This is a genomic window from Pararoseomonas baculiformis (genome assembly GCF_017813395.1).
In the GTDB taxonomy this organism is placed as follows: domain Bacteria; phylum Pseudomonadota; class Alphaproteobacteria; order Acetobacterales; family Acetobacteraceae; genus Roseomonas; species Roseomonas baculiformis.
In genome coordinates this window covers 17,612-38,990 of record NZ_JAGIZB010000030.1, presented here as the reverse complement: position 1 = coordinate 38,990, position 21,379 = coordinate 17,612, and the positions used below count along the sequence as shown (strand labels likewise).

Here is a 21,379-nt window from a genome sequence, read left to right as displayed (position 1 = left end):
CGCATGCACCGTCTCGGCCCGAACCTCATCCGCCAACTGCTTCAGCTGGTCCGGTGAGAAATTCCGCAAATCCGACGGCACACGAACCCGGTCGAGCAGCGGCGTCACTGGCGGGGGGGACATCAGGCAGCACTCAGCTGGGGAAGGATCTCGTTCCGGGCGCGGGCGACATCGGCCTCGAAATCGATCTCGATCCAGGGAAGATCGGTGATGTCGCGCGCCGCGAAGCGCGCGGGCTCGGCCAGGATGAGGTCGCGGATCGCCTCCTCATATTCCAGCCCGGTGCGGCCGGCCGCGACCAGCGCCCGGGCGCGGTCAGCCAGGGCGGTGGCGGTGGCGGCGGAGAAGCGGAAGAAGCCCACGGACTCGCCATGGCGGTCATGCGCGTGCTCGGGCTTCTTGCGGAAATCCACGATGGTCTCGCCGCGAAAGCAGATCTTCACGGGCTCGTCACCGGGCTCGATGTCGCGGTCGAGGAGCAGCACGTTCTCCCCCGGCGCGGCGAGCAGGGCGCCGATCATGCGGGGATCATAAAGGACATCGCCGTCCATCAGCAGCACCGGGCCGCCGGCGCGCAACGCGTTGCCCTGCACGGAAAGGGAGACGAGGCTGCCCTGCCGGAAATCGGGGTTGTGGACGAAACGCACCCTTTCCGACCAGCCGAGCCGCGCCACCTCCGCCTCGATCAGCGCGTGCTGGTAGCCGATCGTGATACTGACCCGGCCCACGCCATGGCGATCCAGCGCCTCCAGATGACGGGCGAGGAGCGTGCGGCCGCCGAATTCCAGCAGGATCTTGGGGCCGTCATGCGCTTCCCCGAGCCGCCGGCCAACCCCCGCCGCCAGGATGATCGCCGATGGGGTCTGCATGCCTGCGGTCAAGCGGATTGTCCTAGACGGGCCTTCAAGCCCTGTGAAAGTAAAGTTACTATCGAAGCCGTGGCAAGACCGGGCATCGTGCCGGCCCTGTTCATGCTCTATCCGAAACAAGAGGGCGCAACTTGAGCGATGCGAGCCTGTCGGGCAGTCGGCCCGGCGCTGCCCACTCCACCTCCCGGGAAACACGCTTCGCGGCGCTGCGGCGGGAGATCGCCTCGCCCTCGCTATCCTTCCTGATGGAAGCGCATGACGGGCTTTCCGCCAAGATCGTGCAGGAGGCGGGCTTCCGCGGCATCTGGGCCTCGGGCCTGACCACGTCCGCCGCGCTGGGGCTGCGCGACAGCAACGAGGCGTCCTGGACCCAGGTGCTGGACGTGCTGGAATACATGTCCGACGCCACCACCCTGCCCATCCTGGTGGATGGCGACACGGGCCATGGCAACTTCAACAATGTGCGGCGCTTTGTCCGCAAGCTCTGCGAGCGCGGCATCGCCGGCGTCTGCATCGAGGACAAGCTCTTCCCCAAGACGAATTCCTTCATCGGGGAGGCCCAGCCCCTGGCCGATGTCGATGAGTTCTGCGGGCGCATCAAGGCCGGCAAGGACAGCCAGACCGACGACGACTTTGTGCTCGTCGCGCGCGTCGAGGCGCTGATCTCCGGCCACAGCATGGAGGAGGCACTCCGGCGCGCCGAGGCCTATCACGCGGCAGGAGCCGACGCGATCCTCATACACTCCAAGAAGTCGGACGCGGACGAGATCTTCACCTTCGCGGAGCGCTGGGGAAACCGCGCCCCGGTCGTGATCGTGCCGACGATGTATTACTCCACGCCGACGGAGCTTTACCGGCAGGCCGGCATCTCCACCATCATCTGGGCGAACCACCTGCTGCGCGCCTCCATGGCGGCGATGCGCGAGACCGCGGCGCGGATCCAGGAGGATGAATCCCTGGTCCGCGTGGAGGGCAGCGTGGCCAGCGTGAAGGACATCTTCCGGCTCATGGGCAATGCGGAGCTGGAAGAGGCGGAGCGCCGCTACCTTCCCGCGCGCCCGGCGCCTTCCGCCATCGTGCTGGCCGCGTCCGGCGGGGAGATGGGCGGGCTGACGCTCGACCAGCCGAAATGCATGCTGGACATCCGCGGCCAGTCCCTGCTGCAGCGCCTGGCCGGCACCCTCCGCGAGAGCGGCGTGCGGGACGTGACGGTGGTGCGCGGCTACCGCAAGGACGCCGTCTCGCTGCAGGGCATCCGCACGCTCGACAATGACCGTTTCGCGGAGACAGGCGAGGCATGGTCCCTGGCCTGCGCGAAGGAGGCGATCCGGGGCGAGACGATCATCGCCTATGGCGACGTGCTGTTCCGCCGCTACATCCTGGACAGCCTGCTGACCAGCAGCGCCGATGTGGTGGTGGCGGTGGATACGCTGGGCATGCAGCCGCATCCGGGGCAGCGTGACCTCGTGATGGCCGACCGCCGCTTCTCGGGCGATTACCTGGATGACCGGCCGGCCCATCTCAGCCGCGTGGCGCAGGACATTCCGCAGGGCGATGTGTGCGGCGAATGGATGGGGCTGGTGCGCTTCAGCGCCCGCGGCGCCGAATGGCTGCGCGAGGAAATCGCCGCTATGGAAGCCGAGGGGCTGCTGGAGAAGGGCGACGTGCCGCTGCTGCTCACGCGCATCGCGGCGAAGCATCCGGTGCGGGTGAAGTACTTCACCGGCCACTGGCTGAACGTGAACACGCTGACCGACCTGGCCGAAGCACGAAACTTCCCATGATCACCGCCGACGATTTCATCGCCGAGGCCGGCCATGTCGGCTTCGACTTCTACACGGGCGTGCCCTGCAGCTTCCTCACGCCGCTGATCAATGGCGTGCTCTCCACGCCATCCCTCGCCTATGTCGGCGCGGCGAGCGAGGGGGAGGCGGTGGCCATCGCCTCCGGTGCCTGGCTCGCGGGGCGGCGGACGGTGGTGATGTGCCAGAATTCCGGCCTGGGGAACGCGGTGAACCCGCTGACCTCGCTGAACCACCCCTTCCGCATACCCACCCTTTTCCTCACCACCTGGCGCGGCGAGCCCGGCATCCCGGATGAGCCGCAGCACGAGATCATGGGGGAGATCACCCAGGACCTGATCGCGCTGATGCGGCTGGAGCAGGCGCCTTTCCCCCAGGCCAGGCAGGCGCTGCGCCCGGCCCTGGCCCATGCGGTGGAGCGCATGGATGCGACCGGGCTTCCCTTCGCCATGGTCGTCCGCAAGGATGATGTGGAGGAGCGGGCACTGGACCAGAAGCCGCGCCCGCTGCCCGCGCCGGGAAGGCGCGAGGACTTCACGACGGGCGCCGAGCGCCCCAGCCGCGCAGCGGTGCTGGAGCGCTTCCTGGCCATCACGCCCGACGACGCCGGGGTAATCGCCACGACCGGCAAATGCGGGCGGGAACTCTTCACCCTCGCGGACCGGCCGCAGCATCTCTATCAGGTCGGTTCCATGGGCGGGGCCAGCGGCATGGGGCTGGGGGTGGCGCTGAACAGCCAGCGGCCCGTGGTGGTGCTGGATGGCGATGGCGCGGCGCTGATGAAGCTCGGCAGCTTCGCCACCATCGGCGCCCACGCGCCGGGGAATCTCATCCATGTGCTGCTGGACAATGGCGTGCATGACTCCACGGGCGGGCAGGCCACGGTCTCGGCTTCGGTGGATTTTGCGGCCATCGCCCTGGCCTGCGGCTATCGCTACGCCGCCTCGGCCGACAGCCTGGATGGGTTCGATGCCGCCTTCCGCGCGGCGCTGGCGCATGGCGGGCCGGCGATGATTCATCTGCGGATCGCGCCGGGCTCCATGGCAAAGCTCGGGCGGCCCACGGTGAAGCCGGCCGATGTGGCGCGCCGCTTCCGGGATTTCCTGGCCGCGCCGGTGACGGAGTCAGCGCCGGCGTGATCTGGTCCACCGCGGTCAGCCTCATCGTGGGGCTGGCCATCGCCGCCGCGCTGATCGCGACGAATGACCCGGCCGAGATCCTCCGCCTCCTGCTGGATACGGGGTGGTGGATGGTGGCTGTCCTCCTGCTCAACATCGCGCAGATCGTCGCGTCGGGCCTGGGCTGGGGACCCCTGATCGAGGATCCGCGGCGGCCCGGCCCCTTCGGCCTGGCCTTCCTGCGCTGGGTGCGGGTTTCCACCAACGCGCTGCTGCCCATCGTGCAGGCGATGGGGGAGCTGATCCGCGCGCAGGTGCTGGTACGCTACGGCGTGGCCAAGGTGCGGGTGATCGCGAGCCTCGCCATCGACCTCGGCACCGAGATGGCCTCGCAGATCGTCTTCTCGCTCCTCGGCCTGGCCGTGCTGCTGATGATCCCGCATGCCTCGGGTTCCTCCACCACTGCCTGGGCGGTGCTGGGCACGGCGCTGGGCGCGGGGGTGACCGGCGTGTTCATCGCCGCCCAGCGCTGGGGTTTGTTCAAGGTGGTGGAGGCGATGCTGCCGAAGCTGGCGGCGCGCGTCGGCTGGACATCGCTCGGCGAGCTGTCCGGGCTGAACGAGACCGTGCAGGGGCTCTACCGCCAGCCCGGGCGACTCTGGCGCAGCGGGCTCTGGCACTTCGCTTCCTGGATGATCGGCGTGGTCGAGACATGGGCGGCGATGCGGGCCGTGGGGATCGAGGCCGGGCTGGCCGAGGCGCTGGTGATCGAGAGCCTCGGGCAGGCCGTGCGCAGTGCCGGCTTCTTCATCCCTGGCGCGCTGGGTGTGCAGGAAGGGGGCTATGTTCTGATCTGCGCGCTCTTCGGCATCCCGCCGGACCGCGCGATCGCCCTGGTACTGATCCGCCGGATCCGGGACATCATCCTGGGCGTGCCAGGCGTGATCGCCTGGCGCTGGAGCGTCGCCACGGATGGCAGCGCGCTGCCCCATTCCCGCCTGAGGAACGCCTGATGAGCGACAGCCCGATCCTGCTGACCCCGGGGCCGCTGACCACGGCCATCGAGACCCGCCGCGCCATGCTGCGGGACTGGGGATCGCGCGACCCGGCCTTCATCGCCCTCACGGCCGAGCTGCGGCAGCGGCTGCTGGCCGTCGCGGGCGGGGAGGGGAGCCATGTGGCCGTGCCGCTGCAGGGTTCCGGCACCTTCATCGTGGAAGCCGCTATCGCCACCCTGGTCGGGCCCGGGGACAAGCTGCTGGTGCTGGTCAATGGCGCCTATGGCGAGCGGATGGTCACCATCGCGCAGCGCATGGGCAGGGCCGTGGAGGCGATCCGCTGGGCCGAGGACGAGGTGGTGGAGTCGGGCCGCGTGGCCGCGGCGCTGCGGGCCGATCCCTCCATCACCCATGTGGCGCTGGTCCATTGTGAAACGACCACGGGCATCCTGAACCCGATGCCGGAGATCGCGTCCGTGGTGGCCGGTGAGGGACGGGCCTTCCTGCTGGATGCGATGAGCAGCTTCGGCGCGCTGGAGATCGACCTTCGCACGACGCCCGTCACGGCCGTGCTCGCCTCCTCGAACAAGTGCCTGGAGGGTGTCCCGGGCCTCGGCTTCGCGCTGGTCCGGCCCGAGGCACTGGAGCGGGCGGCGGGGAACAGCCCCTCGCTCAGCTTCGACCTGCATGCCCAATGGAAGGGCTTCGAGAAGGACGGGCAGTGGCGCTTCACCCCGCCGGTGCAGGTGGTGGCCGCGCTGGTGGAGGCGCTGCGGCGGCTGGATGCAGAGGGAGGTCCCGAGGGGCGCCGCCGGCGCTACCAGGGGAATTTCGCCACGCTGCTGGCCGGGATGCGGCGCCTGGGCTTCGATCTGTTCCTGGACGAGGCGGTGCAGGCGCCGATCATCGCCACCTTCCGCATGCCGGCGGATGGAACGCTCGTGTTCCGCGACTTCTACGACGCGCTGGCGGATCGCGGCTTCCTGATCTACCCGGGCAAGCTGACCAAGGCCGAGAGTTTCCGCATCGGCTGCATCGGCGCCCTGGATCGTAGGGATTTCGAGCGCCTGCTGCACGCCATCGAAGGCACCCTGGCCAGGCTGGAGGCCGTGTGATCCGGCCCCACTCGGGAGCCAGCGTTCTTCAGACAGAAAGATGGTGAGGCCGGGGAGGGTACCTTCCCGCCGGCCTTCTTCTAGGAACCAGCCCGCGCGTGCCGGGTCCCGGCCAGTGCGAGATAGATCGCCGCGCCCGGGGTGATGATGGCCGCCGCCCAGAGCATGGGGATGGTCGCGCCGATCCAGATCAGCACCGGCACAAGGGCGAGCAGGTCGTCCGGGTCGATGGTGATGCCGGGCGCCAGGTCATAGCCGCGCAGCGTGCCGATCCGCATGACATGCAGCAGGTAGAAGATCGCGCCGATCGCCACGCCGGCCACCACGCCCAGGATGGGGCCGGTGGCGCCGAGATGGACCATCTGGCCGATGCCGATCCCGATGAAGGCGATGATGTTGGAGAAGCAGTCGCTGAACAGATCGTAGCGATGGCCTGCAGCGCTGGTCTGTCCAGTGGAACGCGCCAGTTCGCCATCCGCGCGGTCGAGCAACATGGAGAGGAGGAAGATCGCCGCGCCCACATCCTGCCAGAAGCCGGCATCCCAGGCGAAGGCCAGGGCCGCCGCGACGCCGGTGACGAGCCGGGCCGTGGTGATGGCATTTGGCGTGATGCCGGTGGGCGCCACCGCCCGCACGGCTGGGCGAACGATGCGGTGGATGACGGTGTTGGCGCTCATGCCGCCGCTGCCGCCGGCCTGGGATTGCGCATGAAGCGGCGCGCGATGCGGATGAAGAAGGGCACGGTGGTCGGGCGCAGCAGGCGGGGATCGTAACCGGCCATGCGGCGGTCATTCTCGGCCAGGCAGATATCGATCAGCTCCGAGGCATCCATGCTGATGCCGATGGAGTCGGAGGAAGCGGTGAAATTGGTCTGCTTGGAGGAACCGCCGAGGTCGCGGGCCATGACCAGCCGGTCCCAGATCAGGACGGCCCAGACGGCGGCGGTCTTGCCGAGGAAATAGGGCTTGCGCCACCAGGGCTGGCGTGCCCGCTGCCAGGCGGCCCAGTTGGCAAAGAAAAGGATGTGGCGCGCCTCCTCCTGGATCACCGGCTCGAAGGTGTCCACGAGGTCGGGCGGGAAATATCCGGAGCGGCGCGCGGCCTCGAACAGGCCGAAGGCGAAGAAGCTGTCGATGCACTCGCTGTAGCCCGTGCGCATCCAGCCCCATTCCACGTCCTTGTAGCCCGTGTATTCGGGCTCGGGCTCCAGCACGACGCCATAGGCTTCTACGAGGTTGGACAGCACCTTCTTGTGGCGCGCCTCCTCGTTCCCATCCATCACCATCGCCTCGTTCATCAACGGGTCCTTGATGGTGGCGGCATAGTCCAGCACGCGGAGGGAGGCGCGTCCCTCGGTCTGCACCGCGATGTCCCAGATGGGCAGGCTGGTCAGGCGCCGATGTGCCTCGGGGTCCAGCTTCGGCCAATCCAGCACGCGCGGCTTGTAGGGGTTGTGCGTCTCCAGCAGCATCCGGGCGAACATGGCACCATGCTCGTCGCTGCCGACGCGGATGGGGCCCGGCTTCGGGTAGGTCCAGTTCCGCGCGTAGTGGTCGGCGGCGGCGACCTTGGGGCTGTCGAGCGGGACGGCCTCGGCGGGGATGGACGACATGCACTGATCTCAGGAATGAAACGGCGGGCGCGCCAGGGGGGCGATTAATGGCCGGCCCGGGCGAAAGCGCAACCCGATGATCCGTTGTTCCGGATCCGTGCATCGCTTCGGTTATAGGAAAACGCCGCACCCCGGCCTAACCTTTCGACTCGGCGCCCGGTCGTGGCGGCCCAGTGCGAGGGATACGGTCCGCATGCGGGTTCTACTGGCTCAGCCCCGTGGTTTCTGCGCCGGGGTGGTCCGGGCAATCGACATCGTCGAGCGGTCGCTCGAAAAATTCGGGGCACCGGTCTATGTGCGTCACGAGATCGTGCACAACCGGCACGTGGTCGAGACGCTGAAGGCCAAGGGCGCGGTCTTCGTCGAGGAACTGTCCGAGATACCGGATGGCGCGGTGACCATCTTCAGCGCCCATGGCGTCGCCCAGTCCGTGGTGGACGAGGCGGCGGCACGCGGGTTGCCGGTGCTGGACGCCACCTGTCCGCTGGTGGCCAAGGTCCATTCCCAGGGCAAGCGCTATGCGGCGCGGGGGCGGGCGCTGGTGCTGATCGGCCATGCCGGGCACCCCGAGGTGGAGGGCACGTTGGGCCAGATCGACGGGCCGGTCCATCTCGTCTCCAGCGCCGAGGAGGTGGCGCGGCTGGATCTGCCGGATGACCTCCCCCTGGCCTACATCACCCAGACCACCCTCAGCGTGGACGACACACGGGGGGTGATAGCCGCCCTCCGGGCCCGCTTCCCCGGGATCGAGGGGCCGGATGTCTCCGACATCTGCTATGCCACGCAGAACAGGCAGGTCGCGGTGCGGGAACTCTGCACCGTGGTGGAGCTGCTGCTGGTGGTGGGCAGCCGGAACAGCTCCAACTCGAACCGGCTGAGGGAGATCGGGGTTGAACAGGGCGTTCCGAGCCACCTGATTGCGGATGGCAGCGAACTGGACCCGGCCTGGCTTGCCGGGGTGGGGACGGTGGGGCTGACCGCCGGGGCCTCCGCCCCGGAGGAGCTCGTCCTGGACGTTCTGGCTGCCCTGCGCCGGCTTGGGGAGGTGGAGGTTGCGGCCATGACCGGAATCCAGGAAAACATCGAGTTCCGCCTTCCCGCAGAACTCCGGACCTCGTCCCCCGCGACGTTCGTCCAGCCAGCCGAATAAAGAGGAGCGCAGCCTTGGGAATCCCCGTGCTGCAGGCCGCCCGGATCGGGGCCTATCTGCTCAGGCAGCAGCTCTCCGGGCGGAAGCGCTATCCGCTCGTCCTGATGCTGGAGCCGCTGTTCCGCTGCAACCTGGCCTGCGCCGGCTGCGGCAAGATCGACTATCCGAACGAGATCCTGAACCAGCGCCTGTCGGTCGAGCAGTGCATGGAGGCGATCGACGAGTGCGGCGCGCCCGTCGTCTCGATCGCGGGCGGAGAGCCGCTTCTGCACAAGGACATGCCGGAGATCGTGCGCGGCTATCTTGCGCGCAAGAAGTTCGTCATCCTCTGCACCAACGCGCTGCTGCTGACGAAGAAGATCGACGACTACAAGCCGAGCCCGTCCTTCACCTGGTCCATCCACCTGGATGGCGACCAGATGATGCACGACAAGTCCGTCTGCCAGGACGGCGTGTATGAGAAGGCGGTGGAGGCGATCAGGCTGGCGAAGTCCAAGGGCTTCCAGGTCTCGATCAACTGCACCCTGTTCAACGATGCCGACCCCGAGCGCACGGCCCGCTTCTTCGACGAGATGACGGCGCTGGGGCTGAACGGCATCACGGTTTCCCCCGGCTATGCCTATGAGCGCGCGCCGGACCAGCAGCACTTCCTGAACCGTACCAAGACGAAGGAGCTGTTCCGCGGCATCCTTTCGCGCGGGCGCGGCGGAAAGGCCTGGCCCTTCACGCAGAGCCGCATGTTCCTCAACTTCCTCGCGGGCAACGAGGCCTATCACTGCACGCCCTGGGGCAACCCGACGCGCACGGTCTTCGGCTGGCAGAAGCCCTGCTACCTGCTCGGCGAAGGTTATGCGAAGACCTTCAAGGAGCTGATGGAGGACACGGCCTGGGAGCAGTACGGCGTCGGCAACTACGAGAAATGCGCCGACTGCATGGTCCATTCCGGCTTCGAGGCCTCGGCCGTGAAGCACATGGTGACCAACCCCATCAAGGCGCTGGCCGTGACGCTGGGCGGCATCCGCACCACGGGCCCGATGGCGAAGGACATCCCGCTGGAGAACCAGCGCCCGGCCCAGTACGTCTTCTCCGGCCATGTGGAGAAGAAGCTGGCCGAGATCCGCGCCGCCAACCCGAAGGCGTCACGCCGGATCGAGATCAACCACGGGGCCGGCAAGGGCGGGCCCCAGCCGACGGTGGCCGCGGAGTAGGGCGCGAAAGCCCCGCTCCGCCTCGATCCCCGTCCGGATCAGGGCTGGAAGCTGGCGGGGATCGCGCGCCAGGGCCCGCAGCACGGCGGGCAGGTCCATGCCTCCATCCGGCCGCATCCCCACCCGGGCAGCGGGCGGAAGGGTGCGGTCCGCCCCATCGGAAATGGCGCGGGCAGCGGCGAAAGGAAGGCTGTGGCGCCGCGCCACGCGCGCCGCCACATGGGTTTCCATATCCACGGCCAGGGCGCCGGTTTCGCGGTGAAGCGCCGCCTTTCCGGCTGCTTCCGCCACCATCGCGTCCACGCCCAGGATCGGCCCACGCCGCGCTCCGGGCAGCCGCGCGGCCAAGCGGGCCGCCCAATCCGGATCGGCGCCATCATCCGCAACGATCCAGTCCCCCGGCCGCAGGCCAGGTGCCAGGGCGCCGGCGATGCCAATGCTGATGATGCCCCGCGCTCCCGCTGCCAGCCGCTCCAGCTCCGCTTCAAGCCGGGCATGATCGCCACCACCGGCAACCACCGCCACGCCGGGGCCGGCGAGGATGCGCGCTTCCCGTTGCAGCCCCGTGGCCGCGACGATCGGCGCGGACGCCGCGCCGGGCGTCACATCCCGTGCGCCGGCCGCCGCGCATTGCCGCGCCTGAGGTTGCGATAGCGCGCCATCGCCCAGAGCGGGAAGAACTTCGGATAACCGTGGTAGCGGAGATAGAAGACCCGCGGGAAGCCGCCGCCGGTATAGGCGTCCTGCTGCCACAGCCCTGTCTCGTCCTGGGTGCGGCGCAGGTATTCGATGCCGCGCGCCACGCCCGGATGGTCCACCTCGCCCGCCGCCATGAGGCCGAGCAGCGCCCATGCGGTCTGGGATGCGGTGGAGGGGGCGGGCTCGTAGCCGCGATAATCCAGGCTGTAGCTCTCGCAATCCTCGCCCCAGCCGCCATCAGGGTTCTGGATGGAGAGCAGCCAGTCGGCGCCGCGCCGCATGCTGGGCGCCGTGCCATCCAGCCCTGCGGCGTTCAGCGCCAGCAGCGCGGACCAGGTGCCGTAGATGTAGTTCACGCCCCAGCGGCCGAACCAGCTGCCATCGGCCTCCTGCTCGCGCTCCAGATAGGAAAGGGCGGCGCGCATGCGCGGGCTGGTCTCGGGCGTCTCGCCGAGCTGGGCCAGCATGCCGACGCAGCGTGCGCTGACATCCGAAGTGGGCGGGTCGAGCAGCGCGCCGTGATCGGCGAAGGGGATGTTGTTCAGGTAGTAATGCGTGTTGTCGACATCGAAGGCGCCCCAGCCGCCATTGCTGCTCTGCAGCCCCGTCGTCCATTCGGCGCCGCGCGCGACGGCCTCGTCATAGGCCCGGCCCAGGCCGAACTGCGTGCGGGCCCGGTCCATCGCCATCACCACCACGGCCGTGTCGTCCAGGTCGGGGTAGTGCGCGTTGCGGTACTGGAAGGCCCATCCGCCCGGGCGCACATGCGGGCGCTGCTCGGCCCAGTCGCCGCGCACCTCCAGCTCCTGCAGGGGCTTCAGCCAGTCCAGGGCGCGGGGCACGGTGCTCTCCGCCACCTCCCCGCCCACCTCCATCATCGCATGGGCGGTCAGCGCCGTGTCCCAGACGGGAGAGACGCAGGGCTGGCAATAGGCCTCGTCCTCGCGGATGACGAGAAGCTTCTCGATCGACCGGCGGGCGATCGCGCGGTCCGGATGGTCCTCCGGATAGCCCAGCGCATCATACATCATCACGGCATTGGCCATGGCGGGGTAGATGGCGCCCAGCCCGTCCTCGCCATTCAGGCGCTCGGTCACGAAGGCCACGCAGCGCTCGATGGCCTGGCGGCGCAGCTTGCGCGGCCAGAGCGGCTCCGCGACCTTCAGGCCGCCATCGATGCCGTTGAAGAACAGCGCCCAGCCCGGATGCTGATGCGTGCGCGCGCGGCGCGCCGGCACGCGGCCGCGCAGGAACAACTCCTGGATCCGCACGCCGCGCGGGTTGCGCGCCCGCACGCGCATCGCCTGCAAGACCAGCAGCGGCACGAGCACGGTGCGCGCCCAGTAGGACATGCGGCCGATATGCACGGGGAACCAGCGCGGCAGCAGGATCATCTCCACCGGGATGGTCGGGACATGCCGCCAGGACAGCTCGCCATAAAGCGCGAGAAGGATGCGCGTGAAGACATTGGCGCGCGCCGCGCCGCCATGCGCCAGGATCGCCGCGCGGGCGCGCTGCATATGCGGCGCATCCGGGCTGTCGCCGATCATCTTCAGCGCGAAATAGGCTTTCACCGAGGCGCTGATGTCGAAGGCGCCGCCATGGAAGAGCGGCCAGCCGCCATGCTCGCCCTGGATGCGGCGAAGATAGTTGCCGAGCTTCGTTTCCAGCTCCGGCGCGTCCGGCTCGGCCAGGTGCTGGCGCAGCAGGATGTATTCGGCGGGGATGGTCGCATCCGCCTCCAGCTCGAACACCCAATGGCCGTCCTCGCGCTGCTGCCGGCGCAGCGCCTCGGCGGCGCGGGATACCCCGGCCTCGATGTCCTCCAGCCCGGTCGTGTCGTCCGAGAGAAGCTCCCCGGGAACGTCCTTCATGCGCCACCTGCCATGGCTTGCGCGCGGCCCTTCCACATTCCACCCTTGCCGCGCCAGACCTGCAGCGCGGACTGCACCGTGAACCAAGTATAGGCGGCGCCGATCGCCGGCAGCGCCACGCCCCAGAGCGGCGAGGCGCGGTAGAAGCGCAGCATGGGCTGGAAGGCAAGCGCCATCATCGCCCAGGCAGCCATGCCCGCCGCCTGCGCCCAGCCCGTGCCGAGGATCGCGAGGGCAGGGGGCACGAGATAGGTGAGCACCATGCCAAGCACCGTGCCCGCCAGCAGCAGCGGCGAGTAGTTGAGTTGCGCATAGGCCGAGCGCGAGACCATCCGCCCGATCTCCGCCACATCGCCATAGGGGCGCAGGCTCCTGGCGCGATGCGTCAGGCCAAGCCAGATCGGCCCCTGGGCCTTCAGGCGGCGCGCCAGGGCGCAGTCATCGATGATGGCGGTGCGGATGGCGGCGATGCCGCCCGCGCGCTCCAGCGCCTCGCGTCGCACCAGCATGCAACCGCCTGCGCCGGCGGCGGTGCGGCGGCGTGGATCGCTCACCCAGGCGAAAGGATAGAGCATCTGGAAGAAGAAGACGAAGGCGGGGATGAGGAAACGCTCGGCCCGCGTGGCGCAGGAGAGCTCGGCCATCAGCGTGACCAGCGCGTAGCGGCCCGCCTCGGCCCGTGCCACCAGGGCGCGCAGGTTGCCGGGCTCATGCCCGATATCGGCATCGGTCAGCAGAACATAGGCGGGCGGCTGGCCCGATGCCGCCGCGTGGCGCACGCCCTGTTCCAGCGCCCAGAGCTTGCCCGTCCAGCCCTGGGGCAGGGGCGCGCCGGTCAGGATCTCCAGCGGTGCCGTGCCACCCGCGTTGCGCGCCACCTCCGCGGTGCGGTCGGTGCTGCCGTCATCCACCAGCACCACGCGGAAGGGGCCGGGATAGTCCTGGCGCATGAGGCTGCCGATGGAGGCGGCGATGACATCGGCCTCGTTCCGCGCGGGGACCACGGCCACGACGGCAGGCCATTGCGCGGGATGGGGCGGGGTGTCGCGGTCATCGCGGTCCCGGGCCAGCCAGAAGCCGCCGCGGAACAGCAGCAGGACCAGCCAGATCGCGGCAGCGAGCAGGCCGGGGATCAGGGCGACGCTCATGCCAGATAGCCCGCGCCACGGAACCAGTTCAGCGCATCGGCCACGCCTTCCTGCCAGGGGCGCGCGCGATAGCCCAACTCCCGCTCCGCCTTCGCGGAGGTGAAGAACATGCGGTAGCGCGACATGCGCAGCGCATCTACCGTCAGCAAGGGTTCCTTCCCTGTCAGCTTCGCCACCGCCTCGGCGCCCAGGGCGAGCGGGTAGAGGGGCGCGCGGGGCAGCTTCACGGTGGGCGCCCTGCGGCCGGTGAGGCGCGCGACCTCCGCCAGGAACTGCTGCAGGAACACGTTCTCGCCGCCCAGGATGTAGCGCTCGCCGATGCGGCCCCGCTCGAAGGCGAGCATGTGGCCATCGGCGATGTCGTCCACATGGGCGAAGTTCAGCCCGGTATCGACGAAGGCCGGGATCTTCCCGCGCGCCGCATCCAGGATGATGCGGCCCGTGGGCGTGGGGCGGATGTCGCGCGGGCCGATAGGGGTGGAGGGGTTCACGATCACGGCGGGCAGCCCGTCCCGCGCCACCATCTCCTCCACCACGCGCTCGGCCATGGTCTTGCTGCGCTTGTAGGTGCCGATCGCCTCGTCCGGGTGCAGCGGCGCCGTTTCGTCCACCGGCGCGGTGGCGCCCGCCACCTTCAGTGCGGCGACGCTGCTGGTATAGACGATGCGTTCCACCCCCGCATCCAGCGCCGCGCGCATCAGGGCGCGCGTGCCGTCCACGTTCACCCGCAGCAGCACGGCCGGATCCGGCGCCCAGAGCCGGTAATCCGCCGCCACATGGAAAAGCTGCCGCACGCCGAGAAGGGCGCCGCGCAGGGATTGCACATCGGTCAGGTCGCCTTGCACCGCCTCGCAGCCCAGCCCTTCCAGATTGCCGCGCGGGCTGCTGGGGCGGACCAGGGCGCGCACGCGCAGGCCGCGGGACAGCAGGCAGCGCGCCACGGCCGAACCGAGAAAGCCGGACGCGCCCGTGACCAGCACGAGGTCACCCGGACGGAGCGGCGTGAGGGCCGCCGAGCCGGCTTCGGCGGGGTCGGGAGGGGTGGTCGTCGAGCCAGCCTGGAGAATGTCCCACTCCCATTCCTGTGAGCATCCGGTCCCGGCCAGGACGCCCGCCGGGGCAGCCCGACACTAGGCCAGGTACCCCGCTTTCCGCAATTTGCACGGCCCCGTGCCGGCCGCGCGGCGGAACCTTATGGCCTTCATGGCCGGGCTGGCATGACGCGGTGCAGAAGCTCCCGGAACGGCCCCAGGGCGGGGTTGCGGTTCTCGGGCCGCCACACCGCGTGAAGCTCCACAACCAGCCCCGGGGTCATGGCGATGGGGCGCAGGACCACGCTGTCGAAGCAGGCATGGCGCACCTCCTCCGGCACGATGGCCACGCCCATGCCGGTGCTGACGAGGGACAGGATGGTCTGCGACTGCGAAACGGCCTGCACCACGCGCGGCCGCACCCCCGCCGCGCGGAAGGCATCGGACAGGAGGGACTGCATGTAGGGTCCATCCTGCGAGAACATGATGAAGGGCTCGCCATCCAGTTCCTGCAGGCTGGGGCGCCGCCGGCTGGCGAGCTTGTGCCCCTGCGGCAGGGCCAGGGCGAGCCCCTCCCGCATCACGCAGGAGGAGGTGCCGTCGAAAGGCTCCGGCACCGGGCGGACCAGGCCGATATCGATCCGGCCAAGCTCAAGCGCCTCGATCTGCGCCACGCCCGGCATCTCCTTCAGCACCAGCGCCGTCTCCGGCAGCTCGGCCCTGGCGCGGCTGATCAGGCGCGGCAGGAAGCAATAGGTGGAGGCACCGAGGAAGCCGACGGTCAGGGTACCGCCGCCGGTGGCCCGGGCCGCACGGCGGGCGGTCTGCACGGCCTGCTCGCTGGCGCCCAGCAATGCGCGTGCTTCCGGCAGAAAGGCGTGGCCCGCCGGGGTGAGCGCCACGGAATGGCTGGTCCGGTCGAAAAGCCGGACCCCGAGCTCCGCCTCCAGCAACCGGATCTGCCGGCTGAGCGGGGGCTGGGTCATGTTCAGCCGCCGTGCCGCGCGGCCGAAATGCAGTTCCTCCGCCAGGGCGGCGAAGGAGCGGAGATGGGCGAGGTCCAGCACGGCGATCCAGCTTTTGTATCGTTAAAATGCCACCTTGATGTTGGACCTGCATCGTGGCCTCGCCTAGCCTGAAAGGGAAAGGCCCGAAGGGGCCGCTGGGAGGAATGTTCCGTGCTCAAGCCCGTGTTCCGCGCCGCATCGCCCGGTTCTGCCGTGGAGGCCGCCCGATGAGCCCCGTCCTCCGCCTGGATCCGCGCGACAACCTCGTCGTCGCCCGCCGCACCCTGGCCGCCGGGGAGAGGTTGCCCACCGAGGGCGTGACCGCCGCCGAGGAGGTGCCGGCCGGCCATAAGCTGGCCACACGCTCCATCGCGGCGGGGGAGGAGGTGCTACGCGGCGGGCTGCCCATCGGCATCGCCGCGGCCGCCATCGCCGCCGGCCAGCGCCTGCGCGCCACCGACCTGCTGCCCGCCCGCCCGTTGCCCGGCGGCCTGCGGCCCCTTCCGGTCCCCTCCACGGCCCCCTCTACAGCCGGTGCGCCGGAAGGCGCCACCTTCCGCGGCTTCGTGCGGGAGGATGGGCGCGTGGGCACGCGCAACATCATCGGTGTCTTCGTGGTGGGGAATTGCGGCGCCACTGCCGCCCGCCAGGCCGCCGACTGGTTCGACGAGGAAAGGCTCGCCCGCTTCCCGAATGTCGATGGCGTCGTGCCCTATATCCATGAGATCGGCTGCGGCATGGAGATGACCGGCGAGCCAATGGACCTGCTCCGCCGCACCATCTCCGGCTTCATCCGCAACCCCAACACCGCGGGCGCCGTGGTGGTCGCGCTGGGCTGCGAGCGCAACAACCTCAAGGTCTTCCTGGAGCAGGAGAAGCTGGCGGTGGGCGACCGCCTGCACACCGTGGTGCTGCAGGATATCGGCGGCGTGAGGAAGGCGGTGGAGGCCGCGAAGGGCATGGTGGAATCCATGCTGCCCGCCGCCGATGCGGCGCGGCGGCAGGAGGTTCCGGCATCGCATCTCGTTTTGGGCCTGCAGTGCGGCGCGCCGGACGGCTTCACCGGGCTCTCGGCCAATCCCGCCCTGGGCGTGGCGGTGGACCTGCTGGTCCGCGCGGGCGGCACCGCCATCCTGTCGGAAACGCCGGAGGTGCTGATGATGGAGGAAGCCTTCCTCGCCCGCACCGGCACGCCGGCCCTGGCCGAGGCGCTGCGCGCCCGGCTGGACTGGTGGCGGGACTACAACCGGGGCAAGGACACGCAGCTGAACGGCGTGCTGGATCGCGGCCATGCCGCGGCGGGGCTGGCCAGCGTGCTGGAGAAATCGCTGGACGGTGCCCTGAAGGCCGGGACCGCGCCGATCTCCGGCGTGTTCCGCTATGGGGAGCGCGTCACCGGTCCAGGCCTGGTCTTCATGGATACGCCGGATTACGACCCGGTCTCCGTTACCGGCCAGATCGCGGGCGGCGCGACGATGATCGCCATGACCACGGGCCGGGGCACGCCCTTCGGCTCCCTGCCGGCGCCGACGCTGAAGATCGCCTCCAATAGTGAGACCTACCGGCGCATGGCGGATGACATCGACCTCGATTGCGGCCCGGTGCTGGATGGCACTGCGAGCGTCGAGGAAATGGGACGGCGCATCTTCGACGCGCTGCTGCGCCACGCATCCGGCGAGAAGACCAAGGGCGAGATCGAGGGCGCGGGGGAGAGCGAGTTCGTTCCCTGGCCTATCGGCGTCTTCGCCTGAGCGGGAGGGGAGAGAGCACCATGGACGGCCATATCACCCGCCCCAACTTCAACCCCTTCATCCGGCTGGACCCGGCGGACAACGTGGTGGTGGCGCGTATGCCCGTGCCCGCCGGCACGCCGGTTCCGGCCGAGAACACGGTCACGCTGCATGACGTGCCATCCGGCCACAAGATCGCGGCCCGCTTCATCGCCAAGGGCGAGGCGGTGAAGAAGTACAACACGGTGATCGGCTTCGCTTCCGAGGACCTGCAGCCCGGCACCTGGATGCACAGCCACAACATCCTGTTCGACGATGTGGAGAAGGACTACGCCTTCTCAAAGAACTACGTGCCGACCGATTATGTGCCCGAGGCCGAGCGGGCCACCTTCCAGGGCATCCGCCGCCCCGATGGCCGCGTGGGGACGCGGAATTACGTCGGTGTCTTCGTGCTGGGCAATGCGGGCGGCACGGCCGCGCGCAAGATCGCCGGTTGGTTCACGCCGGACCGGCTGGCCGATTTCCCGAATGTCGATGGCGTCGCGCCCTTCGTGCATGAGCAGGGCGACGGGATGGAGCGCAGCGGCGAGCCCATGGCCCTGCTGCGCCGGACCATTGCCGGAACCATCCGCAACCCGAACACCGCCGGTGCCCTGGTGATCGCAACGGGCGGCGAGAGCAACGATCTGGAGGATTTCCTGCGCGAGCAGGATCTTCAGGTCGGGCCGAAGCTCCGCACGCTCGTGATCGGGGAGGCGGGCGGGCTGCGCCGCACCGTGGAGGCCGGGATCGCGCTGGTGAAGGAGATGCTGCCGGCCGCCAATGATGTGCGACGCGAGCCGGTTTCGGCCGGGCATCTCGTCATCGGCATGCAGTGCGGCGGCTCGGATGGCTTTTCCGGCCTGTCCGCCAACCCCGCCCTGGGCGCGGCCATGGATATCCTGGTGCGCCATGGCGGCACCGCCATCCTGAGCGAGACGAGCGAGATCTTCGGTGTCGAGCACACGCTGACGGCCCGCGCCGTCACGCCCGAGGTCGGGCAGAAGCTCGTGGACCGGATGAACTGGTGGCTCGACTACAACAAGGGCCGCGACACCCAGATCAATGGCCGTGTCAGCCCCGGCAACAATGCGGGCGGGCTGGCCAATGTGCTGGAGAAGTCGCTCGGCGGCGCCAAGAAGGGCGGCAACTCGCCGATGATGGAGGTGTATGAATACGCCGAGCCCGTGACGGCGCGCGGCCTCGTCTTTATGGATACGCCGGGCTACGACCCGACCTCGGCTACCGGGCAGATCGCGGGCGGGGCCAATATGGTGATGTTCACCACCGGCCGCGGCTCCTGCTTCGGCTCGCTGCCCGCGCCCACCATCAAGCTCGCCTCCAACACGCCGATGTATGAGCGGATGGTGGACGACATGGACATCAACTGCGGCACCATCATTGATGGCGAGGCGACCGTGCAGGAGATGGGCGAGCGCATCTTCCGCCAGCTCCTCCGCCACGCCTCGGGCGAGCGGACCAGGAGCGAGCTGAACGGGCTGGGCACCAACGAGTTCGTGCCCTGGATTATCGGGGTGCTCGCATGAGCGCGGCGGAGATCACGGCCCGGCACGATCCCGGGTCCCTGCGCGGCTTCGCTGCGGCGCTGTTCGGCGCGGCCGGGATGGAGGCGGAGAAGGCGCAGGCCGTCGCCGATATCCTGGTCGAGGCCGACATGCTTGGCCATGACACGCATGGGCTCGCCCTGGCGCCGCGCTACCTCGACGCGATCGAGGCCGGGGCGATGAAAACCACAGGCGAGCCCGAGGTCGTCAATGATCGCGGCGCCTGCGTCACCTGGAACGGGCGCCTCCTGCCGGGGCCCTGGCTGGTGCTGCGCGCGATGGCGTTGGCGATCGAACGGGCGGCCGCCCATGGCCTTTGTGCCGTGGCCATCGGCAACAGCCACCATATCGGCTGCCTCGCGGCCTATCTGCCACGCGCGGCGGAACGGGGCATGGTGCTCTCCATCCATTCCTCCGCGCCGGGAGTGGCCACGGTGGCGCCCTTCGGCGGCACGCGCGCGGCGCTGTCCCCCGCGCCCTTCGCCTTCGGCTTTCCGACAGGCGGCGATCCCGTGATGATCGATGTCAGCGCCTCCATCACCACCAACAACATGGCGATGCGCCTGGCGAAGGAGGGAAGCCGCTATCCCCGGCCCTGGCTGATGGATGCGGAGGGCCAGGCGACGGACGATCCCACCGTTCTCCAGCGCGGCGGCACGGTGCTACCGGCCGGCGGCCAGGACCATGGGCAGAAGGGCTATGGCTGGGGCCTGACCGCCGAGGCGCTGAGCCAGGGTCTTTCCGGCCATGGCCGCGCCGATGGCCCGAAGGGCATGACCAACGCCGTCTTCCTGCAGGTCTTCGATCCCGCCGCCTTCGCGGGGCTGGATGCCTTCAACCGCCAGGCCGGCGCCATCACCGCCAACTGCCGCAGCAGCCCGCCGCGCCCCGGCCAGGGCGCCGTGCGCCTGCCGGGCGAGGCCGGGCTGCGGCGTCGTGCCGCGGCGGAGCGGGACGGGGTCATGCTGCGCGACGGCATCCTGGATGCCCTGGCACCCTGGGCGGCGAAGCTGGGGGTGGGCCTCCCGTAGGGGAGGCCCCGGCGCTCACCGCTCCCCGAGAACCCGGGTCAGCCGCGCGACCGCCTCGCGCGCCAGGGCGGGGCTGACGGCGAAGCAGATGCGGATGAAGCCCTCGCCCTCCGGCCCGAAAGCGGTGCCGGGGGCAACGCCCACCTTCGCCTCGCGCAGCAGGCGGAAGGCGAGGTCCAGGCTCGTCTCGCCCGTCTCCACCCGCGCCATGAGGTAGAAGGCCCCCTCGGGCGCGAAGACGGTCACGCCCTTGAGGCGGGACAGGCCGTCCACCATGATCGCGCGGCTTTCGGCGCAGCGCCCGACCATGGTGCGGATGAAGCTGTCGCCTTCCTCCAGCGCCGCCACGCAGGCGTGCTGGATGAAGGTGGGGATGGAGGTGGTGTTGTACTGCCCCAGCTTGCCGAAGGTGCCGGAAAGCCCCTCCGGGTAGATGATCCAGCCGGCACGCCAGCCCGTCATCGCCCAGTTCTTGGAAAAGGTGTTGGTGACGATCAGCCGGTCCCGCGGCGTGGCGAGCTGCAGGAAGGAGGGCGCGATCGCGTTGCCATAGGTGAAGTGGGCATAGACCTCGTCGGAGATGATCCAGAGGTCACGCGCGCGGGCCAGCTTCAGCAGCGCCTCCATCTCGCCCAGCGGCATCACCCAGCCCGTGGGGTTGGAAGGGGAGTTTACCACGAGCACGCGGGTGCGCGGGGTGATGGCGGCCTCGATGTCCTCGATGGGCAGGCTGAAGCGGCCATCCGCGCTGCGGCGGTAGGGCACGGTCACGGGCACGCCGCCGGTCACGCGCACGGCCTCCGCCAGGTTCGGCCAGTTGGGGGTGGGGATGACCACCTCCTCGCCCGGCTGCAGCAGGGCCTGGCAGGCCTGCATGATGGCATTCATGCCGCCAGCGGTGATGGCGAAGCGCTCCGGCGCCACCTCCACGTTCCAGTGGCGGCGGTGATAGTCGCTCAGCGCCTGGTGCAGGCGGGGGATGCCGCGGGAATAGGTGTAGCGGGTCTCGCCCGCCAGCATGGCCTGGTGCGCGGCCTCCACCACGAAGTCGGGGGTGGGCAGGTCCCCTTCGCCGATCCACAGCTTCACCACATCCGGGTCATCCCGCCCGCGATCGGCGACAAGGCCGATCTGGCTGGTGCCGACGGACCGGATATGGTCGGGCAGGGTCTCCGCGAGATCGAGGACGGGGCTGGAAGCGGCGCTCATGCGGAAGCGGGATCCTTCGGGGTCGTTGCGCCGGGGCCATGAGGGCGGATGGCAGCGCCAGGCGGGCGGATGCTTCTGCCCCGCCCGCCCCGGTGGGGAAAGGGGGATACGGGCGGGGTGGCGGGATCTTGCGCCGCGGCCGGCGTTTCAGATCCCTATTGATATATCATATCC

At 69.6% G+C, this 21,379-nt stretch carries 18 protein-coding genes; 9 read left to right on the top strand and 9 right to left on the bottom strand.

Annotated elements, in window-relative coordinates; genetic code table 11:
• Positions 1 to 122: 122 nt before the first annotated feature.
• Entirely contained in the window at positions 123 to 869 is a 747-nt protein-coding gene (locus tag J8J14_RS21355; RefSeq protein WP_209381582.1) for a phosphocholine cytidylyltransferase family protein, read from the bottom strand.
• Between the two features lie 131 nt (positions 870 to 1,000).
• Between J8J14_RS21355 and aepX the strand changes: the two genes are divergently transcribed.
• Genes aepX through J8J14_RS21335 form a run of 4 tightly spaced genes read left to right on the top strand, consistent with a single transcriptional unit; the run spans position 1,001 to position 5,902 of the window.
• Positions 1,001 to 2,653, top strand: coding sequence for a phosphoenolpyruvate mutase (gene aepX, locus J8J14_RS21350; protein ID WP_245216045.1), 1,653 nt, complete (start codon positions 1,001 to 1,003; stop codon positions 2,651 to 2,653).
• Positions 2,650 to 3,810 carry a phosphonopyruvate decarboxylase gene (aepY, locus tag J8J14_RS21345; protein WP_209381581.1) on the top strand — a complete coding sequence of 387 codons (1,161 nt, stop codon included), beginning with the start codon at positions 2,650 to 2,652 and terminating at the stop codon, positions 3,808 to 3,810. The genes aepX and aepY overlap by 4 nt, the downstream gene beginning before the upstream one ends.
• Positions 3,807 to 4,802 carry a lysylphosphatidylglycerol synthase domain-containing protein gene (locus J8J14_RS21340; protein ID WP_209381580.1) on the top strand — a complete coding sequence of 332 codons (996 nt, stop codon included), beginning with the start codon at positions 3,807 to 3,809 and terminating at the stop codon, positions 4,800 to 4,802. The genes aepY and J8J14_RS21340 overlap by 4 nt, the downstream gene beginning before the upstream one ends.
• Positions 4,802 to 5,902 carry a 2-aminoethylphosphonate--pyruvate transaminase gene (locus J8J14_RS21335; RefSeq protein WP_209381579.1) on the top strand — a complete coding sequence of 367 codons (1,101 nt, stop codon included), beginning with the start codon at positions 4,802 to 4,804 and terminating at the stop codon, positions 5,900 to 5,902. Before J8J14_RS21340 ends, J8J14_RS21335 begins: the two co-directional genes overlap by 1 nt.
• Before the next feature lie 80 nt (positions 5,903 to 5,982).
• Here J8J14_RS21335 and J8J14_RS21330 read toward each other — a convergent pair whose 3' ends face one another.
• Entirely contained in the window at positions 5,983 to 6,579 is a 597-nt protein-coding gene (locus J8J14_RS21330) for a CDP-alcohol phosphatidyltransferase family protein (RefSeq protein ID WP_209381578.1), read from the bottom strand.
• Positions 6,576 to 7,514: a ferritin-like domain-containing protein gene (locus tag J8J14_RS21325; RefSeq protein ID WP_209381577.1), complete on the bottom strand. Its 939-nt coding sequence runs from the start codon at positions 7,512 to 7,514 to the stop codon at positions 6,576 to 6,578. The genes J8J14_RS21330 and J8J14_RS21325 overlap by 4 nt, the downstream gene beginning before the upstream one ends.
• A 193-nt stretch (positions 7,515 to 7,707) precedes the next feature.
• Between J8J14_RS21325 and ispH the strand changes: the two genes are divergently transcribed.
• Positions 7,708 to 8,664, top strand: a complete 957-nt coding sequence (gene ispH, locus J8J14_RS21320) for a 4-hydroxy-3-methylbut-2-enyl diphosphate reductase (RefSeq protein WP_209381576.1) — start codon at positions 7,708 to 7,710, stop codon at positions 8,662 to 8,664.
• A gap of 14 nt (positions 8,665 to 8,678) precedes the next feature.
• Positions 8,679 to 9,872: an adenosyl-hopene transferase HpnH gene (gene hpnH / locus J8J14_RS21315; RefSeq protein ID WP_209381575.1), complete on the top strand. Its 1,194-nt coding sequence runs from the start codon at positions 8,679 to 8,681 to the stop codon at positions 9,870 to 9,872.
• Here hpnH and J8J14_RS21310 read toward each other — a convergent pair.
• The 5 genes from J8J14_RS21310 to J8J14_RS21290 form a co-directional block, all read right to left on the bottom strand.
• Positions 9,804 to 10,478: a phosphorylase family protein gene (locus J8J14_RS21310; protein WP_342452507.1), complete on the bottom strand. Its 675-nt coding sequence runs from the start codon at positions 10,476 to 10,478 to the stop codon at positions 9,804 to 9,806. The genes hpnH and J8J14_RS21310 overlap by 69 nt on opposite strands.
• A complete protein-coding gene (shc, locus tag J8J14_RS21305; RefSeq protein WP_209381574.1) occupies positions 10,475 to 12,445 on the bottom strand; it encodes a squalene--hopene cyclase in 1,971 nt (656 codons plus the stop codon). Before shc ends, J8J14_RS21310 begins: the two co-directional genes overlap by 4 nt.
• Positions 12,442 to 13,593, bottom strand: a complete 1,152-nt coding sequence (locus tag J8J14_RS21300; RefSeq protein WP_209381573.1) for a glycosyltransferase — start codon at positions 13,591 to 13,593, stop codon at positions 12,442 to 12,444. The genes shc and J8J14_RS21300 overlap by 4 nt, the downstream gene beginning before the upstream one ends.
• Entirely contained in the window at positions 13,590 to 14,573 is a 984-nt protein-coding gene (hpnA, locus tag J8J14_RS21295) for a hopanoid-associated sugar epimerase (RefSeq protein ID WP_209381572.1), read from the bottom strand. The genes J8J14_RS21300 and hpnA overlap by 4 nt, the downstream gene beginning before the upstream one ends.
• A 221-nt stretch (positions 14,574 to 14,794) precedes the next feature.
• Positions 14,795 to 15,691, bottom strand: coding sequence for a LysR family transcriptional regulator (locus J8J14_RS21290; protein WP_209381571.1), 897 nt, complete (start codon positions 15,689 to 15,691; stop codon positions 14,795 to 14,797).
• 167 nt (positions 15,692 to 15,858) lie between these two features.
• Here J8J14_RS21290 and J8J14_RS21285 point away from each other — a divergent pair, with 167 nt between their 5' ends.
• From J8J14_RS21285 to J8J14_RS21275, 3 genes are read left to right on the top strand one after another with little or no spacing between them, the layout of a single operon-like run.
• Positions 15,859 to 17,382, top strand: coding sequence for a UxaA family hydrolase (locus J8J14_RS21285; protein WP_209381570.1), 1,524 nt, complete (start codon positions 15,859 to 15,861; stop codon positions 17,380 to 17,382).
• Between the two features lie 20 nt (positions 17,383 to 17,402).
• Positions 17,403 to 18,947 carry a UxaA family hydrolase gene (locus J8J14_RS21280; RefSeq protein WP_209381569.1) on the top strand — a complete coding sequence of 515 codons (1,545 nt, stop codon included), beginning with the start codon at positions 17,403 to 17,405 and terminating at the stop codon, positions 18,945 to 18,947.
• Positions 18,944 to 19,996, top strand: a complete 1,053-nt coding sequence (locus J8J14_RS21275; protein WP_209381568.1) for an Ldh family oxidoreductase — start codon at positions 18,944 to 18,946, stop codon at positions 19,994 to 19,996. The genes J8J14_RS21280 and J8J14_RS21275 overlap by 4 nt, the downstream gene beginning before the upstream one ends.
• A 15-nt stretch (positions 19,997 to 20,011) precedes the next feature.
• Here the strand turns inward: J8J14_RS21275 and J8J14_RS21270 are convergent, their stop codons facing one another.
• Entirely contained in the window at positions 20,012 to 21,205 is a 1,194-nt protein-coding gene (locus tag J8J14_RS21270) for a pyridoxal phosphate-dependent aminotransferase (protein ID WP_209381567.1), read from the bottom strand.
• Between the last annotated feature and the right edge of the window lie 174 nt (positions 21,206 to 21,379).